This window comes from Hymenobacter sp. HD11105, assembly GCF_054051685.1.
In genome coordinates, this window is record NZ_JBSWBR010000011.1 from 123,392 (window position 1) to 144,350 (window position 20,959).

16 protein-coding genes are annotated in these 20,959 nt (G+C 54.2%); 9 read left to right on the forward strand and 7 right to left on the reverse strand.

Translation table 11 applies throughout. The annotated features are described in order from the left end of the window. Positions 1-323 precede the first annotated feature (323 nt). From ACW9KT_RS20985 to uxuA, 5 genes are all read right to left on the reverse strand, one after another. Positions 324-2,063 (reverse strand): RagB/SusD family nutrient uptake outer membrane protein, encoded by a 1,740-nt coding sequence (locus tag ACW9KT_RS20985; protein ID WP_457084097.1) that lies wholly within the window; start codon positions 2,061-2,063, stop codon positions 324-326. Between the two features lie 144 nt (positions 2,064-2,207). Further along, positions 2,208-5,369, reverse strand: a complete 3,162-nt coding sequence (locus ACW9KT_RS20990) for a SusC/RagA family TonB-linked outer membrane protein (RefSeq protein ID WP_457084099.1) — start codon at positions 5,367-5,369, stop codon at positions 2,208-2,210. A gap of 55 nt (positions 5,370-5,424) precedes the next feature. Next, a complete protein-coding gene (locus ACW9KT_RS20995; protein ID WP_457084101.1) occupies positions 5,425-6,237 on the reverse strand; it encodes an SDR family NAD(P)-dependent oxidoreductase in 813 nt (270 codons plus the stop codon). Positions 6,238-6,261: 24 nt separating this feature from the next. Then, complete coding sequence (locus ACW9KT_RS21000; RefSeq protein ID WP_457084103.1) at positions 6,262-8,367, reverse strand: alpha-glucuronidase family glycosyl hydrolase; 2,106 nt, start codon at positions 8,365-8,367, stop codon at positions 6,262-6,264. Between the two features lie 24 nt (positions 8,368-8,391). After that, complete coding sequence (gene uxuA / locus ACW9KT_RS21005) at positions 8,392-9,648, reverse strand: mannonate dehydratase (RefSeq protein WP_457084105.1); 1,257 nt, start codon at positions 9,646-9,648, stop codon at positions 8,392-8,394. A 492-nt stretch (positions 9,649-10,140) separates the two neighbouring features. Here uxuA and ACW9KT_RS21010 point away from each other — a divergent pair, with 492 nt between their 5' ends. Then, the gene (locus tag ACW9KT_RS21010) at positions 10,141-11,157 is read left to right on the forward strand and encodes a LacI family DNA-binding transcriptional regulator (protein ID WP_457084107.1); all 1,017 of its coding nucleotides are present in this window, start codon (positions 10,141-10,143) and stop codon (positions 11,155-11,157) included. Positions 11,158-11,700: 543 nt separating this feature from the next. Continuing rightward, complete coding sequence (locus ACW9KT_RS21015) at positions 11,701-12,915, forward strand: aminopeptidase (RefSeq protein ID WP_457084109.1); 1,215 nt, start codon at positions 11,701-11,703, stop codon at positions 12,913-12,915. 144 nt (positions 12,916-13,059) lie between these two features. Here the strand turns inward: ACW9KT_RS21015 and ACW9KT_RS21020 are convergent, their stop codons facing one another. Further along, entirely contained in the window at positions 13,060-13,488 is a 429-nt protein-coding gene (locus ACW9KT_RS21020; protein WP_457084111.1) for an outer membrane beta-barrel protein, read from the reverse strand. A 6-nt stretch (positions 13,489-13,494) separates the two neighbouring features. Continuing rightward, positions 13,495-13,863, reverse strand: coding sequence for a hypothetical protein (locus ACW9KT_RS21025; protein ID WP_457084113.1), 369 nt, complete (start codon positions 13,861-13,863; stop codon positions 13,495-13,497). Positions 13,864-14,814: 951 nt separating this feature from the next. Here ACW9KT_RS21025 and ACW9KT_RS21030 point away from each other — a divergent pair. From ACW9KT_RS21030 to ACW9KT_RS21060, 7 genes are all read left to right on the forward strand, one after another. Further along, positions 14,815-16,089: a tyrosine-type recombinase/integrase gene (locus ACW9KT_RS21030; RefSeq protein WP_457084115.1), complete on the forward strand. Its 1,275-nt coding sequence runs from the start codon at positions 14,815-14,817 to the stop codon at positions 16,087-16,089. 31 nt (positions 16,090-16,120) lie between these two features. Further along, the gene (locus ACW9KT_RS21035; RefSeq protein ID WP_457084117.1) at positions 16,121-16,441 is read left to right on the forward strand and encodes a hypothetical protein; all 321 of its coding nucleotides are present in this window, start codon (positions 16,121-16,123) and stop codon (positions 16,439-16,441) included. Positions 16,442-16,761: 320 nt separating this feature from the next. Then, positions 16,762-17,436 (forward strand): hypothetical protein, encoded by a 675-nt coding sequence (locus ACW9KT_RS21040; protein ID WP_457084119.1) that lies wholly within the window; start codon positions 16,762-16,764, stop codon positions 17,434-17,436. A 38-nt stretch (positions 17,437-17,474) separates the two neighbouring features. Further along, positions 17,475-17,858 (forward strand): helix-turn-helix domain-containing protein, encoded by a 384-nt coding sequence (locus ACW9KT_RS21045; protein ID WP_457084121.1) that lies wholly within the window; start codon positions 17,475-17,477, stop codon positions 17,856-17,858. Further along, positions 17,851-18,051 carry a hypothetical protein gene (locus ACW9KT_RS21050; protein ID WP_457084123.1) on the forward strand — a complete coding sequence of 67 codons (201 nt, stop codon included), beginning with the start codon at positions 17,851-17,853 and terminating at the stop codon, positions 18,049-18,051. The genes ACW9KT_RS21045 and ACW9KT_RS21050 overlap by 8 nt, the downstream gene beginning before the upstream one ends. Next, complete coding sequence (locus ACW9KT_RS21055) at positions 18,048-19,085, forward strand: BT4734/BF3469 family protein (RefSeq protein WP_457084125.1); 1,038 nt, start codon at positions 18,048-18,050, stop codon at positions 19,083-19,085. The genes ACW9KT_RS21050 and ACW9KT_RS21055 overlap by 4 nt, the downstream gene beginning before the upstream one ends. A gap of 38 nt (positions 19,086-19,123) precedes the next feature. Continuing rightward, complete coding sequence (locus ACW9KT_RS21060) at positions 19,124-20,686, forward strand: hypothetical protein (RefSeq protein WP_457084127.1); 1,563 nt, start codon at positions 19,124-19,126, stop codon at positions 20,684-20,686. The last annotated feature ends 273 nt before the right edge of the window (positions 20,687-20,959 follow it).

The following is a 20,959-nucleotide window of genomic DNA, read 5'->3' on the forward strand; positions in this document are numbered from 1 at the left end:
GCGGGCTCTGACCTGCTAGTGGTAGCCAGATGGTAGTGGGGTGCTAATGCAGCCTCGAATATGCCAGCCGTTGATCCAGAAATCACTGTCGGTTACGCTCTACAGCGCGACGCGATAATGCGTTATAACGGCGAAGTACTTGTGGATGAGAGTGAACAGAAAGGCGTAACGCTCGGTCAGTTGGCGCCGCACGGATTAGGCAGGCTGATCCGTCATTTGCCGTCTGCGCCGGAGTCTGGGGGGCAAATTGTACTCAACCTAAAGCAGACAAAAACGGCCGGGCTGCCGTAAGACTGCCCGGCCGTTTGTCGCCTATTGCTCTATTAATACTTGTCGTTCTGGGTAATCTTACCGTTGGTGCGGTCTATTTCCGTCTGCGGAATGGGCCGCAATACATGGAAGTCCTGGATATTGAGAGCGGCACGAGAGCCATAAACACCACTTGCGCGGGTCGTTAGGGGTGGATTATAGGCTTTCACACGCTCCACTAGCTTGCCAGTGCGTTTCAAGTCGTACCAGCGCATCATTTCGCCGGCTAATTCGCGCGTACGCTCATCTAGGATGAAGTCGATGTTTACCTGGGCAGGCGTTATTTGCATCTGAGCGGTCCGGCCTTGGGCCGCAGCACGGGTGCGCACCACATTGATGTAGGTAGCCGCCTGAGCCGGATTATTCAGGTAGAAGTAAGCCTCAGCGGCTATCAGATACGTTTCGGCCAGACGATAAATAATGTTTGGGCGGGTAGAGAAACCATTGACCGATGTGCGGTTCCGCGAGTCGTATTTGTTGAGTGTCGGGAAAAACTCCGTGGTGTACTGGCTAGGCTGAAATACCCGATAAGGCACCGGCTGGCGGGCAGCAATACGGGCAAGCTGTGCAGCTGGCAGTTCGCGGCCTGGATACCAAACAGCAGTATCGCCAACTACAGCCCGTGCGCTACCGCTGTTGTTACCAGGCGAATTCACTCGATATATGGTAGTGAACCACTTATTGTAACGCGTGTCGGTAGTGCGTAGCGAAGCGCCCGACTCTAGCGCGTTGCCGCTGGCATCGCGCAGAATGAAGGAGTTCTCTAGGTATGGTGTGGGCACGTGGCGAGCGAAAGGTCGTCCATTATTGATGTCACGCACCATGTTGGGCAGCAAGTCGTAGCGGCTGCGGAAGTTGAAGCCAGCTACGTTTTCCCCACCAAAGGTGAAGCCATCGACGCGGTTGAAGGTTGCGTCGCCGCTGAACTGCACATTAAAAAGAACTTCCTTTCCGTTCTCGTTGCCTTCAGCAAATACAGTAGCCGGATCAGCCTCCAAGCCTACTCCGTAGCGGGCTTGGTTGTCGATGAGTTCTTTGGCAAACTTCGCAGCATTGGCATAGTCACCGGCGTCCCGAGCCGAAGAGGTTGCCCGGGCCAGGTGTACTTTGGCCAACTCATGCAGCGCAGTAGCACGGGTCACGCGACCGGGCTGCGCAGGCTTGTCAGCAATATCATTCATGCCTTCCGTCAGATCTTTGATGATCTGAGCGTACACATCGGCTAAAGGCGCCCGTACGATGTCCTTGGTGGGGGCATCCACAAATTCTAGCATCAGCGGCACATCGCCGAACTGGCGTACGAGCGTAAAGTAGTAGTGCGCCCGCAACAGCTTTGTTTCGGCCGTCAATTGCTTTATGCGAGCTGCATCAAGCCCTTGTACCGTGGAAATGCTTCTTAATACGCCATTAGCCGTGTTGATCATCTGGTAGCACACGGTCCAGATGAATGAGGTAGATCCGGCATTGACAGGGGTAAGGTCAGTGGGGCTGTAGTCATTTAGCCCGCTGCTCGACGAAATACCATTCGTCCACAGGTCGGTACCGGCTTCGGTGGTAAAAAACGCGGCGTCGTTGCCATGAATCTGGCGCAGACCCGAGTAAACTCCCGTCACGCCCAGTTCTACACCCTGCGCGGTGCCGAGGAAGGCAGGCGTCAGGATGGCTTGTGGATTTTCATCCAGGATGTCTTTATTACACCCCGCAGTAGCGAGGAGCAAAGAGGTTCCTACGGTGAATAATACTATCTTTTTCATATACAGGTAGCGCGCTGCGCTGAAAGTTTGAGTGATTTTTTGAGGAAGGATGAGCTATGAAGGGTCAGGAAGTAGAAGTGCGCAAGTAAAACCTAGCCAGTTCCAACTCATTCTTCTAACTGCTAACCATTTATTTCAGTATCCTTAAAAGCCCACGTTAACGCCTACGATGAAGGCCCGTGTCACAGGGTAGTTTACACCCACGCCGGCAAGGCCACCGCCAGTATTGTTGGGGTTGCCGCCCGTAAACTCGATGCCACCAGGGTTAGCTGCGTTGAAGCGGCTCGAGTACGACAGTGCATCCGGATCAATGGCTTTATTATCCTTGAAGAACTGATCCTTAGACCAGATAAGGGGATTCTGTACTTGCAGGTAAATGCGGGCCGAGCTCATGAACGCCGCTTTGGCCCAGGCTGCTGGCAGCGTATAGCCTAAGTCGATGCTGCGCACCTTGATAAAGGTACCGTTACGATAAGCTAGCGTCTGGCCATAGGTAGGCCATTCCGTAGCGCGAGCCGATTGGTCAGGCTGGGGATATTCGTTGGTGGGATTAGTTGGCGTCCAGTAATCGAGGTTCAATTGGTTGCGGCGACCTGTATTCGTGGTGAAATATGCTGGTCCAAACAACGTAGGATCTACTACCGTGGCGCCTACCCGCGTCAGGGCCACTACGTTCATATCAAAGCCTTTGAAGCGAAAACGGTTGGTCAGACCAGCCTCGAACTTCGGCTGGCGCGAACCGATAATCTGGCGGTCATTGGCGTTGATTACACCATTGCCATCCAAATCTTCCACCTTGATTTGGCCTGGCTTTGAGCCGTACCGCCGAGCCTCATCTGCTTCCTCTGTCTGCCAGATGCCGAGCTTCTTAAAGTCATAGATAACGTAGAGGGGCTGACCAATAAAGCGCTGGTTGCCGATGTCGCTCAACTCGTTACCGTCAGCATCAGTTCCGCGGGCCAACGAAAGCACTTTCTCGCGGTTTACTGTGAAGTTCCAGTCGGTGCTCCACTCAAATCCATCGTTGGCATTCGACCGCACGTTTGCAGTGGTCAACGATAGCTCTATACCGCGGTTCTGGGTTTGACCCGCGTTGCGGGTAAACGAGCCGTAACCACTGGCAGTAGGCAGAGCGTCGGGCAGCAATAGGTCACTGGTACGCTGCTCGTACACTTCTACCGAACCCGAGAAGCGGTTATCTAGGAAACCAAAGTCAAGACCAAAGTTGGTGGTCGCGGTGTATTCCCAGCCTAGGTTAGGATTTGGAATGCTGGTTGGAATCACGCCCACGGCTCCCGTTGAGCCGAAGTTGTAGAAGCCCGAGCCAATACCCGACGAGAGCAAGCCTAGCGTCTGGTAGGGGTTCACGGCGGTACTGCCCACGCGACCATAGCTGGCCCGCAGCTTCAGGATGTTAAGCCAGCCATAATCTTGCATGAACGACTCATTGGCCACATTCCAGGCCACAGCCGCCGAAGGGAAGGCTTTGTATTTGTTGCCAGGTGCCAGACGCGACGAGCCGTCGACGCGCATTGTCAGCGTAGCTGAGTAGCGGTCGTTGTAGGCGTAGTTGATGCGGCCCATGTAAGAGATAATATCCCACCGCTGCTGTCCGCTAGAGGCTGAGCTCGGCGTACCAGCACCTATATTATTGTCAAGCTGGTAATTGGCGGGCAGGTTGCGTACGGCAGTGCTAAAGTTGTCGAAGCGGAACTGCTGGGCGCTATACAAGCCAGTAAAGTTTACGTCGTGCTCGCCGAAGCTGCGGTTGTATGTCAGGATGTTTTCAGCCAGCAAATTGAAGGCCAGACTGTTAGATCGACCAGCAGTACTTTGCCCCCCACCGTTCTGTGGCGTTTGAGAAGCGAAGAAGTTGCCATTGTTTTCCGAGCGCACATCAAGACCTAAATTGAGGCGATAATCTAACCCTTCAAGGATGTTAACTTGCCCATAAAGGCTATTGAAGGTGCGTAGGCGCCGGGTCACGTCTTTGTGAGCGTCGGTGGTATAAAGGGTCAACGGATTGGCCATACCGGTATCAGAGTTGGGATACAGGACGGGCACACCGTTGGCATCGTAGGGAGAGGCTAGTGGGCTGGTAGCTAGAATCTGGTACAGGATGTTGACGTTGGGGTCATCTGCCTGATTGAAGTTGTTAAGCGTATTCAAACCAACTTTAATCCGCTTGCCAATCTGTTGGTCGAGGGTACCACGCAGCGAATAGCGCCGGAAACGCTGCACCGGTACGATGCCCGTTTCGTCGTAGTACCCCATGGAGGCGGAATACTGGGTTTGGTCGGTGCCACCGCTCACGCCTAGTACGTGGTTCTGAATGTGGCCTTTCTGGAACATCAGATCCTGGTAGTCTGTCGTGATGCCGGCGGCGTAGTTGGCCCGCTCATCGGCCGTCAGGAAGGTCGTGTTCGTTTCTGGGTTGAAGTTCGGGCTTTGCGCACGGTATGCCTCCAAACGGTAGTCGTAGTACTGTGAGCCGTTCTGAAGGTCATAGAGGCCATACGCTCCCTTCGTGCCGTAGTAGCCGCTATACGTAGCTTTGGGTGCTCCACTCTTGCCCCGGCGGGTGGTAATCAGGATAACGCCATTTGCCCCCCGGGCACCATAGATAGCCGTGGAGGAGGCATCTTTCAGTACTTCCAGCGAGGTGATATCATCGGGGTTCAGGTCATTGAGGCTACCGTCGAAAGGTATACCATCAACAACTAGCAGCGGGTCGTTGGAGCCCGAAAACGAGCGGTTGCCACGTATACGAATTACTGGAGTCTGACCGGGCGTGGTGCTGGCGCTAGATACAGTAATACCCGCCGCGCGACCCTGCAAGGCCTGTCCAACGTTGGCTACTGGCACGTCACGCAGTGCTTGCTCATCAACCGACGAAATGGCACCCGTCACCTGACTTTTCTTTTGCACGCCGTAGCCCGTAACGACTACTTCATTCAACTGCTTGGTATCCTCGGCTAGCGTCACATTTAATGTGGTCTGATTACCTACAGCTACTTCGCGAGGGGTGTAGCCTACGAAGGAGAATACCAATGTTGAGCCCGGTGCGGCATTTACCGTAAACCGGCCGTCGGCATCAGTTGCAGCCCCCGTGCTCGAGCCTTTCACAACCACGTTTACCCCGGGCAACCCGGTACCATCAGCCGCTATCACACGACCGGAAATAGATTGGGCTGCCTGGGCGTGTACCTGAACAGGGACGAGCATGGCCCCGACTAGGGGTAGGCCAGTGGCCACCGCTAGCGGCCAGCTCAGCCCAAAGACCGTTTTTCGTAATGATGAGTGCATGGAAGTGGGATGTTTGAGTTATGAGAGTAAGCTTAATTTTTAGTGGACATGGCTGCTAAAAGCCAATGGAATTGCCCCCATCGACGGGTAAGGAAACGCCGGTGATATAGCGAGCCGCGTCGGAGGCCAGGAACACGGCCGCGTGGCCGATATCCGTGGGCTGACCGAACTTGCCCATAGGTGTGCGTCGCATGGCCCGGTCGCGGCGGTCGGGGTCGCTGTTCATGGCTTTGCGGCTCATTTCTGTTTCAATGAACCCTGGTGCAATGGCATTCACCCGCACGTTGTCCTTAGAGAACTCGGAGGCCAATACCTTCACCATGCCTTCCACCGCCGACTTGGAAGCCGCGTAGGCTACTACCCGGTCGATGCCGTAGTAGGCCGCCATAGACGAAATCATCAGAATCACGCCGCTACGCCGCTCAATCATGCGCTTGGCGCAGGCCCGGGTTAGGGAGAAAACGGCGTTCAGGTTTGTGTGAATAATGCGGTTGAACTCTTCGTCCGTCACTTCTAGGGCGGGCTTTTTCATGTTCACCCCGGCATTGTTTACTAGAATATCCAGCGGACCATGCGTAGACTCTATTTGAGCTACTAAGTCTTCCAGCGTATCCAGCTCACAAACATCATTGGTGAGGTAATGGACCGAATTGCCTATGTCGGCTACGGCTTCCTGCAGTACCGCCTCACGGCGGCCTGTGATGATAACCGTAGCGCCGGCCGTCGCCATGCAGCGGGCTATTTCTAGTCCAATGCCAGTGCCACCGCCGGTAACAAGAGCCAGCTTTCCTTCTAAGGAAAATGGGTTAATCTGATGTTGCGCCTCGGGTTGAGTTGCAGTAGAGGTAAGGTGCTCGATGTGTGCCATACGAGAAGTGATAAAGCTGATGAATTAGCGTAGCTGATAGATATCGACCAGCTCTTTGATTTCGGCCAGGGGGCGCGTTGGAGGGGTAAGAGAGGGCGGAATGGGTCGCTTCGAATAAGTCTGGAAGTAGAGCACGCAGGCGTCGCGCCACCAGATGGCCTCGCGGTGCTGAATGCGAAGGCGGGAGGCCACATCGGTATGGACTTCGGCATCTACATTGGGCTTTACCTGAGCCCACTGCTGCTGCATCCACAGCACAGAGTCGGCTCCAGAGTAGTATCGGGTAGTTAGCTCGTCCCACAGGGTATTGCCTGTGCTTAGCCGCTGCCCCCAAGGCACGTGGTGAAACCACAGCAAATAGTCAGGTGGGCAGGTGGCCGGATTACCCCAGAGCTGGCGAACCTGCGGGGCATATAGGCCAAGGGCATTGGAGCCTTTGGCAGTACGATCGAAGCCCAGGCCGATGGAATCTGCTTTGTGGTAATACACCGAAGTCCAGTCGGGGCGTGCGCTTTTTTCCAACCAAGGCTCGGGGCCGTAGTGCAGGCTTTGACCCATAATATGGTGCAGACCCAGCGGCGTGGTGTAGCGCACATAGATGTTGCGCGACTGGTTGAGCACCTGGGCAATAGTGCGCACGGCTTGTGGCTCGGTGGTCAGCGTCATTTTCGTCCACTCTTCCGCAATAGCATCCGAGTTCAGGGTATGATCCCAGGCCAGGCGCCCGAAGGCGTACCAGTTGGCCTGACCTACAGGGTGGCCGGTCCAGTTGCGGTCGGAGCCGATGTTGGCAACGCCGGCAATGCCACTGATGCTGTGCTTTTCCAGCGTGCCATCAACCACTTTCGCTACCGTCGAGCCTTTGCCTTGGGAATAAGTATCGGATTCCAAGCACTCTTTAATGAGCGGGCCCAGGTATACCAAGTGGGTTGCAAAACCCAGGTATTCTTGCGTTAGCTGTACTTCCAATACCAGCGGCGTGCGCGGCATCGCGCCAAATAGCGGATGAAAAGGCTCGCGCGACTGAAAATCTATCGGACCGTTTTTTACCTGCACCAGCACCTTCGGGGCAAACTTGCCGTCGAGAGGTTGAAACTCTTCGTAAGCTTCTTTGAATCTGTCGCCCTTGGAGTTGGCTTTGTACACAAAGGCCCGCCACATCACGATGCCGTCGTGCTGACCCAAGGATTCGGCGAGCATATTGGCCCCGTCGGCGTGGTTGCGGCCGTAGTCTTGGGGGCCGGGCTCACCTTCTGAGTTGGCTTTTACTAGAAAGCCGCCGAAGTCGGGAATAGTCTTGTAGATCTCATCGGTTCTAGTCTTCCACCACTGCCGCACTTTGGGGTCAAGCGGATCGGAGTTAGAAAGCCCCCCAATGAGCTTCGGCGCCGCCCACATTACCGACAGATACACCCGAATGCCGTAGGGCCGCATGACATCAGCTACTGCGGCTACCTTGCGTAAATACTCAGGCGTGAGATAGCGGGCGCTGGCATTTACGTTGTTGACTACGATACCATTAATACCAATGGAAGCGTTGGCGCGAGCATAGTCCTTATAGCGAGGGTCAATGACTTCGGGCAATTCCTGCCACTTCCAGATAGAGGAACCCGCATAGCCGCGCTCCACGGTGCCATTGGGATTATCCCAGTGGTTGAGCATACGGTACTGAATTCGGGGCTGACTGGTCAGGACTGCCGTGGGGGGCATTTGTCCGGTCTGAATATGGCGAAGCAGGGCGAAGCAGCCGTAAAGCACGGCCGCGTCGGTGGGGCCGGTTATAACCAAGCTGCCGTTTTGCTCCGATATGCGATAGCCTTCTTTGCCCAACGTAGGGTCGGCGGCCACTTGCAAGCGGATACGTCCCTTACCGCCCGATGCCCCCACCGGCACCGGGCGACCCAACAAGCCTTGCAGCCCGAGTTGCAGCTCGTGGGCGGCTGTTTGCAAAATGGGCGAGGACGCGTTTTCTACTACAATCCCTTTGGCTCGCCCCTGCCAAGCTGAGCGCAGGCGAGCCTCTGGTAATTGGTCGTACTTCAGCCACAAGCGGTAGCCATCATCGGCCCGGCCCTGAGAGTGGGCTCCGACGCACAGTACTACAAGCAAGAGCAGAAAGCGTAATAACATAGGTGGTAAGGCAGGTGGAAAGGATTAGTTGAAGCGAGCAGAATAAGAATCGTTAGTAGAATGCTCTGGGGGGCTTTTTTCAGCATCCAGCAGTCCGCGACGGATACCCAGCTCTAGGCCTCGCAGCTCGGCCAGCCCGCGCAGCCGCCCGATGGCGGAGTAGCCCGGGTAGGTGCGCTTGTCCAGGTCGTCGAGCATCTGGTGGCCGTGGTCGGGGCGCATGGGAATGGCTGCGTTGCCGTCCCCCGTTTGGGCCCGACGCAGTTCTTCGCGCACCAGCTCCTGCACCACCGCGTACATGTCCACGTCGCCGGTGAGGTGGTCGGCCTCGTGGAAGTTGCGCGGGTTTTCCTCGCGCTTGGTGGCCCGCAGGTGAATGAAATGAATGCGGGGGGCAAAGCGGCGGGCCATGCCGGGCAAGTCGTTGTCCGGGCGCACCCCCAAGGAGCCTGTGCAGAAGCACAAGCCATTGGCCGGCGAGTCGTAGGCCTGCAACAGGCCCGCCAGGTCGGCTTCCGTGCTCACCACCCGGGGCAGGCCTAAGAGGGGGAACGGCGGGTCATCGGGGTGAATAGTCAAGTTAATGCCCACTTCTTCGGCTACTGGGCCTACGTGCCGCAGAAAGTAGTAGAGGTTTTCGCGCAGCTCCGGTGCGCCAATCGCCGCATACTGATCTAATAGGCCTTGAAATTGGCTTAGCTGGAAGGCTTCCTCCGAGCCGGGCAAGCCGAGCAGCACGATGTCCGACAACGTTTGCACCTGAGCCGGCGACATGGTCGCAAACTGGGCGCGGGCCGCGGCAGCGACGGTTGAGTCGTAATCGTTTTCGGCGCCAGGACGACACAGAATACAGAGGTCGAAAACCGCGAAATCTTGCCACACGAAGCGCAGGGCCTTAGAGCCGTCGGGCATCTGGTAGCTGAGGTTGGTACGCGACCAATCCAGCACGGGCATAAAGTTGTAGCACACAGTGCCAATCCCGCACGCGGCCAGATTACGCAACGACTCCTGATAGTTCGCTATATACTGAGTGCGCGTGGGCAAGCCTTTTTTAATGTCCTCGTGCACGGGCAGGCTTTCGACTACCGCCCACTGCAAAGGAGAATGGGTCGCGTTATCGGCCTCTACTAGCTGCTGGCGCGCCTGAATTTCCTCTATTGGCCATACTGCTCCCACCGGCATTTGGTGCAGGGCCGTCACGACGCCCGCACAGCCAGCCTGGCGAAGCGAATGAAGGGAAACTGGGTCTTGAGGCCCGAACCAGCGCATAGTATGTAGCATGAGGCTATACTTATGATAATAATGCAATTTAAAATCACTGCTTCTGCTTGAGTTTCGAGGTCTGCTAAAAAACCTGCAACAAGCTATCTGCAGCGACTTGCTCTCGAAGATAGAACAAGTATTGCAACCGGAACACAAAAAAAATAGGCCCTAACTCGCTGATTTCTAAATAAAAATATCGGAAACGATACCGGAAACGGTTTCGATAGGTAATTTTAAATCTAAGAAAGACAAAAAATAATTTTAGATTATCTTCGAATAATCAAGGGAGATATTTTACGCTTCCGCTTTACGTACAAGAGACCGTTCTAAAATAATACCATTCTCATTATGATGAAATGCACGAAGTGCACCTCCGCAGATGCGGTGATGCGAGCGGGGTTTATCCGAGGACGGCAACGGTTCTTTTGTAAATCCTGTGATTATCATTTTACAGATACTAAAACGTTACCGGCGCCAGAACGCAAACGTCACCAAACCACAATCAGCGACGTGGCCAAAGTGCTCGGGGTAGCACCCTCCACGGTGTCGCGGGCGCTGAATGGCCATTCCGACATTAACTCTAATACTAGGCAGGCCATTATTGACGTAGCTCGCCAACTGGACTACCAACCCAACTTGCTGGCCCAGAGCTTAAAGAGCAGTGAAACCAAGACCATTGGCGTTGTTATTCCAGACATTGAGCGGCCGTTTTTTGCTACTGCTATCAGCGGCATTCAACAGGTAGTCACGGAGGCTGGCTACCGTGTCATGATCTGCCAATCAAAAGAGTCCTATGATGTAGAAGTCAGTAACGTTCAGGCACTTATTGCCAGCCGCGTGGATGGGCTGCTTATCTGTCACTCGCGCGAAACGGAGAACTTTGATCACGTGAAGCCGCTGGCGTGTCGCGGTATTCCAATTGTGCACTTCGATCGGGTGAGTAACGAGGTGGATAGCGATAAGGTGATTCTGGACGACTGGAATGGCGCGTTTACTGTAACCGAGCATTTGATCGAGCAGGGCGCACGGCGCATTGCTATCCTAGCGGGCCCCGAATCGCTGCTCATTAGCCGCAATCGGCTAGCTGGCTATCAACACGCGCTCAAACGCAACCAAATTCCGCTGCGCAAGGAGTACGAGATTCACATTGAGTTTCAAACCGAGGAAGCCGTAGCCGCCCTAGACACGTGGCTGGCTCTCCCTGAGCCGCCCGATGCCATCTTTGCCATCAACTACACCAATGCCTTCGACTTGCTGGTGGCCCTGAAAAAGCGTGGCGTACGAGTACCCGAGGATATGGCTGTGGTCGGCTTCGGCGACGAGTTTATGGCTTCTATGATCGAGCCAGGCCTCACAACCGTCGACCTCCACCCCTACCGCATTGGGCAGCAAGCCGCTCGGCTTTTCTTGGAACAGGTGCGGCAGAAAGAGGATTTTCGCCCGCGCACGTTTGTCATATCCGGCGACTTGGTCATTCGGCAGTCGTCGTTAAAGGGAAAAGGTGGCTTCTTTAAACTGGAAATCTAAATCGGAAGATCCGCGTCGATCCCACTGTTCAGCTTTATGCTTGTTTCTTAACAATACAGTTTTCTGATTAGGCGACCATCCACGATTACTTAGCATCCTTCATATAAGCTAATGATGTAATTGATGCGCTCAACTGAGGCCCTTTTTGTACCAGACTTGGAATCGAAATTGGAGGTTGCCTCATCTTATAGTATTTGCCTTCCTTATAGCAACATGTCTTTTAACGAGACATTAAGGAATGCTCCCTGGTAGTAAGGGCGCCAGCAGAAATTGATCAAAAAAAACTTTGGGACTATGACGCTCACAATTTTAGTGCGGATATGAAAAACCGGCTTAGTGACTCTCAAACAATGATTAGTAAAAGTATATAGTAGCAAGTATATTTTTATGTAGCAATAACCATAAAAATTACCTGTATAATTAAAGAATGTTCTACTTCGAAGTAGTACCCATTTTACTGCTAACGACTAAAAGGTCTGGGGCGACTGTGGCTGCCCCAGACCTTTCTTTTTCACTTACCCCTCACTCATATTTCCAAACAACATGAAAAACCGCTACACGTCAACAGGCTGGCTACTGGGCCTGCTATTGCTGGCTAGTCCTGTATTCGGACAAGATTATGAGCAGATAGCCAAACAGATAGTTAATACCTCTGCTGGCGTGAAGCCCGGAGAGCTTGTGATGATTACAGGTGGCAAGCACACCCTGCCGCTAATGGAAGCCATTGCCGTGGAAGTAGCCCGCGCGGGCGGAGAACCAGAGATGATGCTGAATACGGATAAGGTGGCGCGTGCCATCAACGTCGAAATGCCGGAATCGGCCATTCAAGCTTCAAAAGCTGGTCACTGGCTCCTAGACGCTGATGTCCTCATTCAACTGCCCAGTCTAGAAGACGGAAAGGCCGTACTAGCCGGCGTCACGCCCGAACGCCAGGCCAAATTTACCAAAGTGGCAGCCGATGCCGGACTAAACAAGAAGCTGGATGGCTCAAAAGTGCGCGGCGTCTTCGTGACTTATCCTAGCAAAAGCTTTGCGGCGAATCAGCAGTTGGACTACGCTGGCTATGAACAGATGATTTGGGCGGGCGTTGGCGCCGATTATACCGCCATCGCCACGCAGGCCCAGCAACTTAAACAACTGCTGGCTACGGGTAAGAAAGTACATATCACTTCCCCCACGGGCACGGACCTAACCTTTCAGCTCGTCGCCCGTCCGGTCTTTGTCGACGATGGCGTGCTGACAGCTGCCGATCAGCAAGAAAAGCTGATTTATAACCGCACGGCAGCCTTACCTGGTGGACGAATCTTTGGCACCTGCGACGAAACTTCTGCCACGGGCCGGTTAGCAGCATCACCCGGTACATGGAATGGCAAACCATTTCAAGGATTTAAAGCCGACTTTAAAAGTGGGCAGATGGCGAACGCGAAAGCGGACGTCGGGGACGAGGATTTGCAGAAGTATCTCGCAACGTATGATCCTAGTGTGATGCAGCTCAGCTACTTCTCTATAGGCCTAAACCCAGCCATGAAAGTGCAGGAGCAGAAAGGCTATAACCCGAGTACGGCTGCGGGTATGGTATTAGTAGGAGTTGGAAGCAATGAACTCCAGGGCGGCCAGAACAAGGCCGCGACAGGCAATGCCTTCCCCATCGCCAACGCAACAGTGGAAGTGGACGGCACCGTGATTGTTCGCAACGGTCAACTGGTGTCGCCGACGGTGGCCAAGGCACCTGCTGCGAGCAAGAAAGCTCGGAAGTAGGTTAACAAGCCTATAGCTTAGATGCGAAAGCTGTCTTTATGCTAAGCTGAAAAGATATCGATTGATAATAAGCCCCGCGCCCTTTTAAAAAGGAACGCGGGGCTTTTGCTGTTGGGGTAGAGCGAGCAACTACAAACTTTCTGGCTACAGATAAACAGCTAGGCTAAAGGCTACATCCTTATACGTAAAGTTATCTGCCCTCCGTAACCCTTGCTGGCCGGTACTATAGGTCGTCTCGAGGCTGATACCTGGCAGGTTTGGTAGGTCAAAGTATAACCCGGCGCCTCCCTGCAACCCTAATGCCTGCCGACGAGGCCAAAGGATAGACCGCTCCGTAATAGTTTCTTGATCGGAACGCTTGTCTTTGATACTTGTCGTGTGAGAAAGTTCGTAGCTCAAATGCGGTCCTGCGATTACAAAGGGGCGTAACAAGCCGTGTCCAGCTTGATAGCGCAACAGCATGGGTACTCGGAGTTGCTGAAATTTGAATTCTGCTTCGCGATTAATAGTGTACAGAGTCGTGCCTGAGTAAACATTTTGCGAAAAACTGCCCTGCAACTGTACTAAAATCAATTCGCCTTAAACGGCAAAACCGTTCCAATTGGCAAGCGTGCCAAATACGCCGGCTTGCCAGTTGCTACTCGGGCCTGACTTAGCATCACTAAGATTAATAAAGCCAACAGGGGTGGTCAGGCGGGTAGAATTGATGCCAGCTTTTGCCCCCCAAGATGTGTACCAGCCCCGGTAAGGCGCCTCCACTTCTAGGGGCGTGGTGGCATAACGACAGGTGGAGTATGCGTTGACAGTTTGCTTTAGAAAAGCGGTATTATATTTTTTACGCTTCGCTGTTATTTGTTGAACACCCTCGGGCGAAAGACAAGCGCCAAGCGACTGCACTAGCGAAGCTTGATTAACTGAGGTTAAATGCGCCGAATCAAGAAATTGCAAATAATAGCGGATATCCGGCGAATAACGTACGTCTTGCGTGGCAGCTTCATAGCCCTTGTATAAGCTAACAGGGTCTTTAATTAATGTTTCTGCCAGAATGGGGGTATTGGCTTTACCATAAGTCTTGCTTTCAGTAAGGGGCCGATTTAGTCGACCTATCCCTTGCAGAGTGGCGGCTGTATAAGTTGCGGCCTGTTGACCAACAGGCTTGATGTGTATGGTCTGCTTTCGCGCGTCTCGCTCTGACTGAAACAGTTCACCTCGAATCGTGTCACCAGGTGCAGTAATAATAAACCCTTGAACAGGACGCTGAGCAAAGCTTTTGGTAGCCAGCAGTAAGAGTGTTAGGCTAGTTAGAGTAAAGGTTTTAATCTAAATGGAAGTGATTTTATAAGTTGATTATACTATGACAGCTTAAAAATAAGCAAGTATATACTGATCCAACTATTCAATTGCTTGATCAAGGCTTCTTTTGTCCAATAAACAGCAATCGTGCATTGAGCATAATTGAGCGCTTGCAAATAATGAATTGTAGAAGACCATGGCTATATAAGCCACGCTTGTTTAAGCCAAGTTCAGCAGTGATCCTTCAGGAGCGATTTAATGCGCCCAGTGACGACACAATCTATATTCTACTACTATCAAAAGCTAGGCACAGACATACCTAAATAGATAGATAGGGGGCAAATACTGCCTTGCAAACAAAAAAAGGGCGTCTCCATATTGGAAACGCCCTTTTAGGTAGCGGGGATAGGATTGCAACCTATATTTTCAGACCGACTGCATGACTATTTAAAACAGTCATCAAATGGCTGAAAAAGACTTTTTAGATTCTGTACTGTAAGTACAAGTAGATATAAATACGGTAGAAACCGGCTTTTTTGTCCTACAAAGTGTCCTACGTAGGACATGCCTGCTATCTTTGAAGAGGCAACTACATACCCCTTCAACGTGGCAAAAATCTCTTATCTGCTGAACGCGCCCGGCGCGGATAAGCCAACCCCAATCTTCACCTTTCTAAGCTTTGACGGGCGACGGGTGAAAGTGTACGCGAACCGTTCTATTCACCCCCGTCAATGGGACGCCAATGAGCGCCGCGCTCTGACACGGGGCTATCCCCGCAACGGGGCGCTTAACGACTGGTTAGATATGCTGGCTGACCGGCTCACCACCTGCTGCGACACCCACGCCGCCGCCGGCACCGCACCCACCGCAGCTGAACTACGGGCGCTAGCTGAAACAGAGGTACCAGCCGCCGAGCTAGAACCCGTCGCTGCCCCCGGCGGGCTATTCTGGCAACGTTATGAGGAATGGGTAAGCTATACCCGCGCTGCTGGCACCGTACGCACCGCGCAAGCCCACGCCACCGCTGGCCGGCACCTACGGGAATTTGCCGACCTGAACGGTTACGCGGTAAATTTTGACACCCTTACTACCACAGTAGGCGACCGTTGGGCGGCCTACTTGCTGAACGTGGTTGGCCTAACAGATAATACTATCAACAAGCACCTAGGGCGGCTTAAATCTTTTATGAAGTGGGCCAGCAAGCGGGGCTACACCGAAAGCACGGCTCTTGACCGGGTAAGTTGGGCACGGCGGGAGCCGGACATAGTTGCCTTAAGCGCCGCTGAGCTTCACGCCCTCGAAAACCTGTTATTGGCCCCAAGTTCCCGCCTGGATAAAGCCCGCGCTTGGTTTCTGCTGGCCTGCTACACCGGCCTACGGTATTCTGACCTAGTGAGCATCCGGTCCCAACACTTACGGCCCGCTACCGATAAGCTACCTGCCCACCTACGCCTGACTGCCAAGAAAACACGCGCCGTCGTAAACGTGCCCTTGAGTGCCCCCGCCTTGGCTATTGTGAACCGCCTGCTGGCTGGCGAGCTTGCTACAACGAAAAGCCAGCCGATTACCAATCCTGTTTTGAATCGGTTTCTAAAGGAGCTGGGGCAACTGGCTGGCATAGATTCACCAATTGAAGTAATCCGCTACCGAGGCGGAATAGCCGACGTTACCACTTGCCCGAAGTGGCAAAAGCTAACCGTACATACCGCCCGCCGCACCTTTGTAACCCTGAACTTAGGCAAGGGCATGAGCGCCGAGTTCGTCATGAAGCTGACCGGGCACGCATCCTATAAATCATTTCAGCGGTACGTAAACCTCACACCTCAACGAGTAGCGGAGGAATTTGCAAAATTTCACGAAATGCCCAGCCAGCCTGAGTAATTTGCTTGTATTTACTTAGAGCTGGCAAGCCGTGATACCCTCAGACGCAACAAACGATACTTTCAACACCCAACCTCATACCATCCGTCTTATCAGCAAGTACTATCCTGATTTGGGTAAGCATCTGCTTTCGCCCAACCTGGCTGATTTAGCCTCAGAATGGTATTCTGACCTTGCAGTAATAGGGGTTGAAGGTATTGAGTACTTCGTAACGGACCGATACGAGCACGCGAGCAATAAAGAGGAGTTTCTAAGATGCTTGGCTGAGCTACTGGCTGAAGCCGAAAAACATGCTCATATTCCCGGCTATGGTTACAGACGACACTATGTGCCTAATGAACTCACCACATAGAGAGAAGCAGAAATAGAGGCTAGTGGCAAATTCACTTTGCGTGCTGTCAGGAATTGGTATGCTATTGCAAGTCTTACTCCTATTGAGAGGTTTTTAGACCGTGCCCGCAAAATAGAGCTATGGCAGAATAATGCCCATCAATTAGCTACGCGTAGTGAAACCGCCGACGAGTGGCAAGAAGAATACGGCGCCGCTTATCTATCCTTTAAACAGGGTACCCTCCGCAAAAAAGCGATTGCTACGCGCCTCTTATGCTGAGCTGACTCAGCTGCTGCCTACACTACAGCCCGCTTGGCTACTTCGCAAACAAAAGAAAGAGGATGAACAGAAAGTCCCCTTTTTTCGCCACCGACTTAACCGCCGTTTTTGCCTTTTCTGAATTTAAACCCCTTCGTCCAACGCGGAACACTGTAAGCCAACGTATCGAATGTTTTTTTTATCACTTGCACGAGCACATTATTGTAAAGGAGTGGTACGTCTGGCAGGCTATAATTTTATTGGCTCAGACATTAGGCGAGCCTACTTCGGAAGTTCCAGACTCCTTCAAACCCCCTGTGCCCAAGCCCGCTTATGTGGCCGGGCGGAATAGCAGTAAAGACAATACAACTGCCTCGAGTTTTTCCATTGATCCCTTAGCCAGCCCTGTTCCTAAGCGCATGCCTGTTGATAATGTGCTGGCTACCCTCTTCGCGCCGCTACTACTGAACTACTCCCTGCCCGACTTAATTGCACTCCTGACTGAATTAGAGCTACTTGATGCCACGACCAAGCGGGCTACTCCAGCAGCCAGTTCTGGGGCTTGGGTAGGAATAATCTATGCGTTACTCGATGAGAAGCGGCCACGCCTTAGAGGAAGCAAGGCTGCTATCTGGCGAGCGTTTAGTAAGGGATTTAAAGCTGTAGGGAGTGAGAGAGCTGTTCAAAATGGATTAGGAACACGCCAAAGCGAGGCTGAACAGTTCAGGGACAGGGCATTACGCTTACTCAACGTGTAGCCTAGTATTGCGGACTATTGCGCGCGCAAGGTTCCGCAATGCTTGTTTCCGCCCTTTGTGGCAGAGCTGGCCGGCGCACCTATCCGGCAGTTCTGCTGCAAATGGATAGAGCTATTATTCCAATTGGCGTTGCGTACGCCCAACTACTCGAAGACGTGCGAGCAGTTGTCAGGCATGAGTTACACCACGCCCCGGCTGTACCCACTAGTCCCATAGCCCCGGCTGATGAGTTGCTGAGCATCCGCGAAGCCGCTGAATTACTGGGGGTAACGGTACAAACAATCCACTGTTGGAAACAGAAAGGGCTGCTTAAATACCACAAGCTAGGCAGCCGGTCGTACCTGAAGCGGGCCGATGTGCTGGCTGCTTTGCAGGGGCACCAGCGAACCGTAAAAGTTGGGAAGGGAGCCGCCCGTGCTTAAGCTGCCTAACCAAAATTTGGTGACCGGCCGGGCGCTGCTTATTACCCGCCGGGGGCTGTCCGTCATTCTGGACACCCTGCCTAGCCTCGACTTTTCCGAAAAGGGACGCAACAACGTGGCACGCCGTTTCGGCTTATCGGATGCGGAGCTATCGGCCGTGCTGGCTGCTTATCGGAAAGGCCGCAACCGATGAGCGCCGCTGTACTGCCCACCCCCGCCCGGTCCTTCGGAGCCGACACGCTGGCCTGCGCCCTTACCTTGACGGGCAAAGCCACGCCCACGGCCGTTGAGTTAGCTATGGCTCTGGCTAAAATGTACCCCGCCGGCACTGCCCCCACCGTGCCTGACCTACTGGCTGCTGGGTGGCTCGTGCCTACTGTCGACGGGCGCAGCCTTCGCCAACCACCCTTGACCTCCGCCAAAATAGATGCCCGCTTGGCAGGGGCAGAAGCCTTAGGCAATTCGCCGGATGAAAAACGGAATAAAAACGGAATAGAATTGCCCGAAAGCAGAAGGAAAGCAGAAGGAAAACCTGACTTTTCTGACTTTATAAAAAACGCGGAAAGCAGGAATAAAGCAGGAATAGATTCGCCCGTTGCAGAAGTCAATAGCAGGCGTAAAGCAGGCGTAGAGTTACCACCCGATAGCAGGGAAATAGCAGGGAAAAACACGCCTTCCGTCCCTCTGTTCAGCTACTACCGTGGCGGCATTGCCGCCACGGTTCCCTACGCGGCTATTAACCCGGCCCAACTGCATGCCGTGCTGATTTCGCCCCGTCACCGCGCCTTAACTGAAGCCCTCCGCGCAGCCCCGGTTGGCAGTCCCCAGCGGGCCGAATTGAAAAAGCGCCTCGATTACGTCACGCCCGCTGGCACCTTTGCCCGCCGCGCCAACGAGGGGCTGGCTTCCCTGTCGGGGCTGCTGGCCCTGGACTTTGATCATCTGCCCGATGTGGGCGCGGCCCGTGCCGCCCTGCTGGTCGATGAGTTGCTGGCCCCGGAACTGGTGCTACTATTCACCAGCCCCAGCGGCGACGGGCTGAAAGCTTTGGTACGTACCGACCCCACGGCCGCCCACCTCGACAACTTTCGCGCCTATGCCGCTTACCTGGCCACCCACTATGCCCTGCTGGGCTTGCGGGCCGATGAGGCCGGCAAAGACGTGGCCCGTGCCTGCTTTGTGCCTTACGCCCCCGATGCCTGGCTGGTCCCGGCCTACGCGGCCTGAGGCCTACTACCCTCAACATTTTCCTAGCTGGCAACGCAATGAACATTCATAAGCTACGGGCAGCAACTCCGCCCGCACCCGACCCGATACAACCCAATACCTCTCCGCACCGGACAGATCAGGACACCTCTACCCATGCGGGCGCACAGGCGTACTGGTCCCAGAATGATGCCCTAGACGCGCTGAGATGGTGCCTGATGCAATACGAGGCCCACCACGGCAGCTTTCCCCCGAAAGGCGGGCGTAACCAGTGGCTGATCGCGCTGGGCTACTTTTGCAATGAGAAAGGCGTATCCCTGGCAGAGCTGGAACGTCAGGCCGTCGGTAGCTACGCGGCTCCCGATTTTAACGCCCGGGAGATAAGCCAAACCCTACGCGGTATTTATCAGCGCGAAGCCGCTGCCCACGGTACCAAGCGCTACACCACTCCTGACCCCGCCAGGTATAAATCAGATTTTTTAGCCTCTTTCCGACAAAAGGGAAAGGAGCCGCCACCTAGCAAAAACTGGTTACCGCAGCTACTCGACACCCGTCAGCAGCTGCGAACGCGAAGCACCGAAACCGTCACCTTCGCCCCGCCGCTATTCTTTCAAGATGACGAGCCCGTTATCTGGCCCCGCACCATTAACCTGATTCAGGGACAGACAGGAGCCCACAAAAGTCGGGTTGCCGAGTTGTTTAGCACAGTGCTGATTGCCGAGCAAAGCCCGGCCTGTGATACGGTAGGGCTAAGCCGGTACGGAGAGGACGGGCTAGCCTATACCCTGTGCTACGTGGACACCGAACGCACCACGTCAGAGCAATTGCCATATGCGCTACAACAAATCCGCGAGCGCGCCGGCTACCCCCGCGACGCCCACCCGTCCACATTCGATTATATCTCCCTAGAGCCCGTGCCCCGAGCCGAGCGGCTGACCGCCCTGGAGCAATACCTTACTCATGTTCGCACCACCCACGCTGGGCACTTGCTAATCGTATTGGACGTGCTCACGGATTGTATTGGCAGCTTCAACGATGAGAAAGAGAGCTTGCTGCTAGTGGATATGCTGAACCGGCTCATTAACAGGCAAAATGTGACGTTTCTGTGTGTCATTCACGAAAATCCGGGCGGTATGAAAGCACGGGGACACTTGGGGACAGAGGCCGCCAACAAGGCCAGCACGGTGCTGCAGGTCGGCTACCTGAAGCAAGCCAGCGGGGAACTGACCGACGTGGTGGAAATGCATTATCTGAAGCGCCGCAACGGCCGGCCGGGGCTGACGTTTCACGTTCGCTACGATGAGGCCAGCAAGGGGTTAATAAGAGCTGATCCCGCGGCCGTGGCGGCGGCGGCCGCCCGCCGCCGCACCGTTGCTGCCCCCGCCGCCCTGGCCGCTGCCTTGGCGACGGAATTAGCGTTTGGTCCTCTGGCCGCGGGGGAGCTAGAGCGACGGCTAGAAAAGCGGTTGGACGCGTCGTTGCGAACCGTGCGCGAACGCTTGGCTGAATTGCTAACCACAGCCACGGTGCTGGCCGATGTGAGTGGACGAGAGTGCCTGCTGAGCAAGACCCGCGAAGGCAGAGAACACCGCTATGCGCTGACTCCAACTGAAGCGCCGTAGGGCGTGTGAACGTTGGCAAGTTGGCAGACCCCCTATAGGACCATTGCCAACTTGCCAACATTGTTTTCCTTCATACCCACGCCTGCTACATTGGCAATTGCCAACGTGCCAACAATGCACCACCCCCTCACTTACCAATCTTGGCGACAACATAAACGCTGTCAACTTAGGACTGATAACCGGCCCTTATCAGTACGGACTTTTGACGCTGTATACTTGTGAAACGAGTGTTCATCAACTGTACAGCCTTCCTATGCGGACTGATAAGTCCCT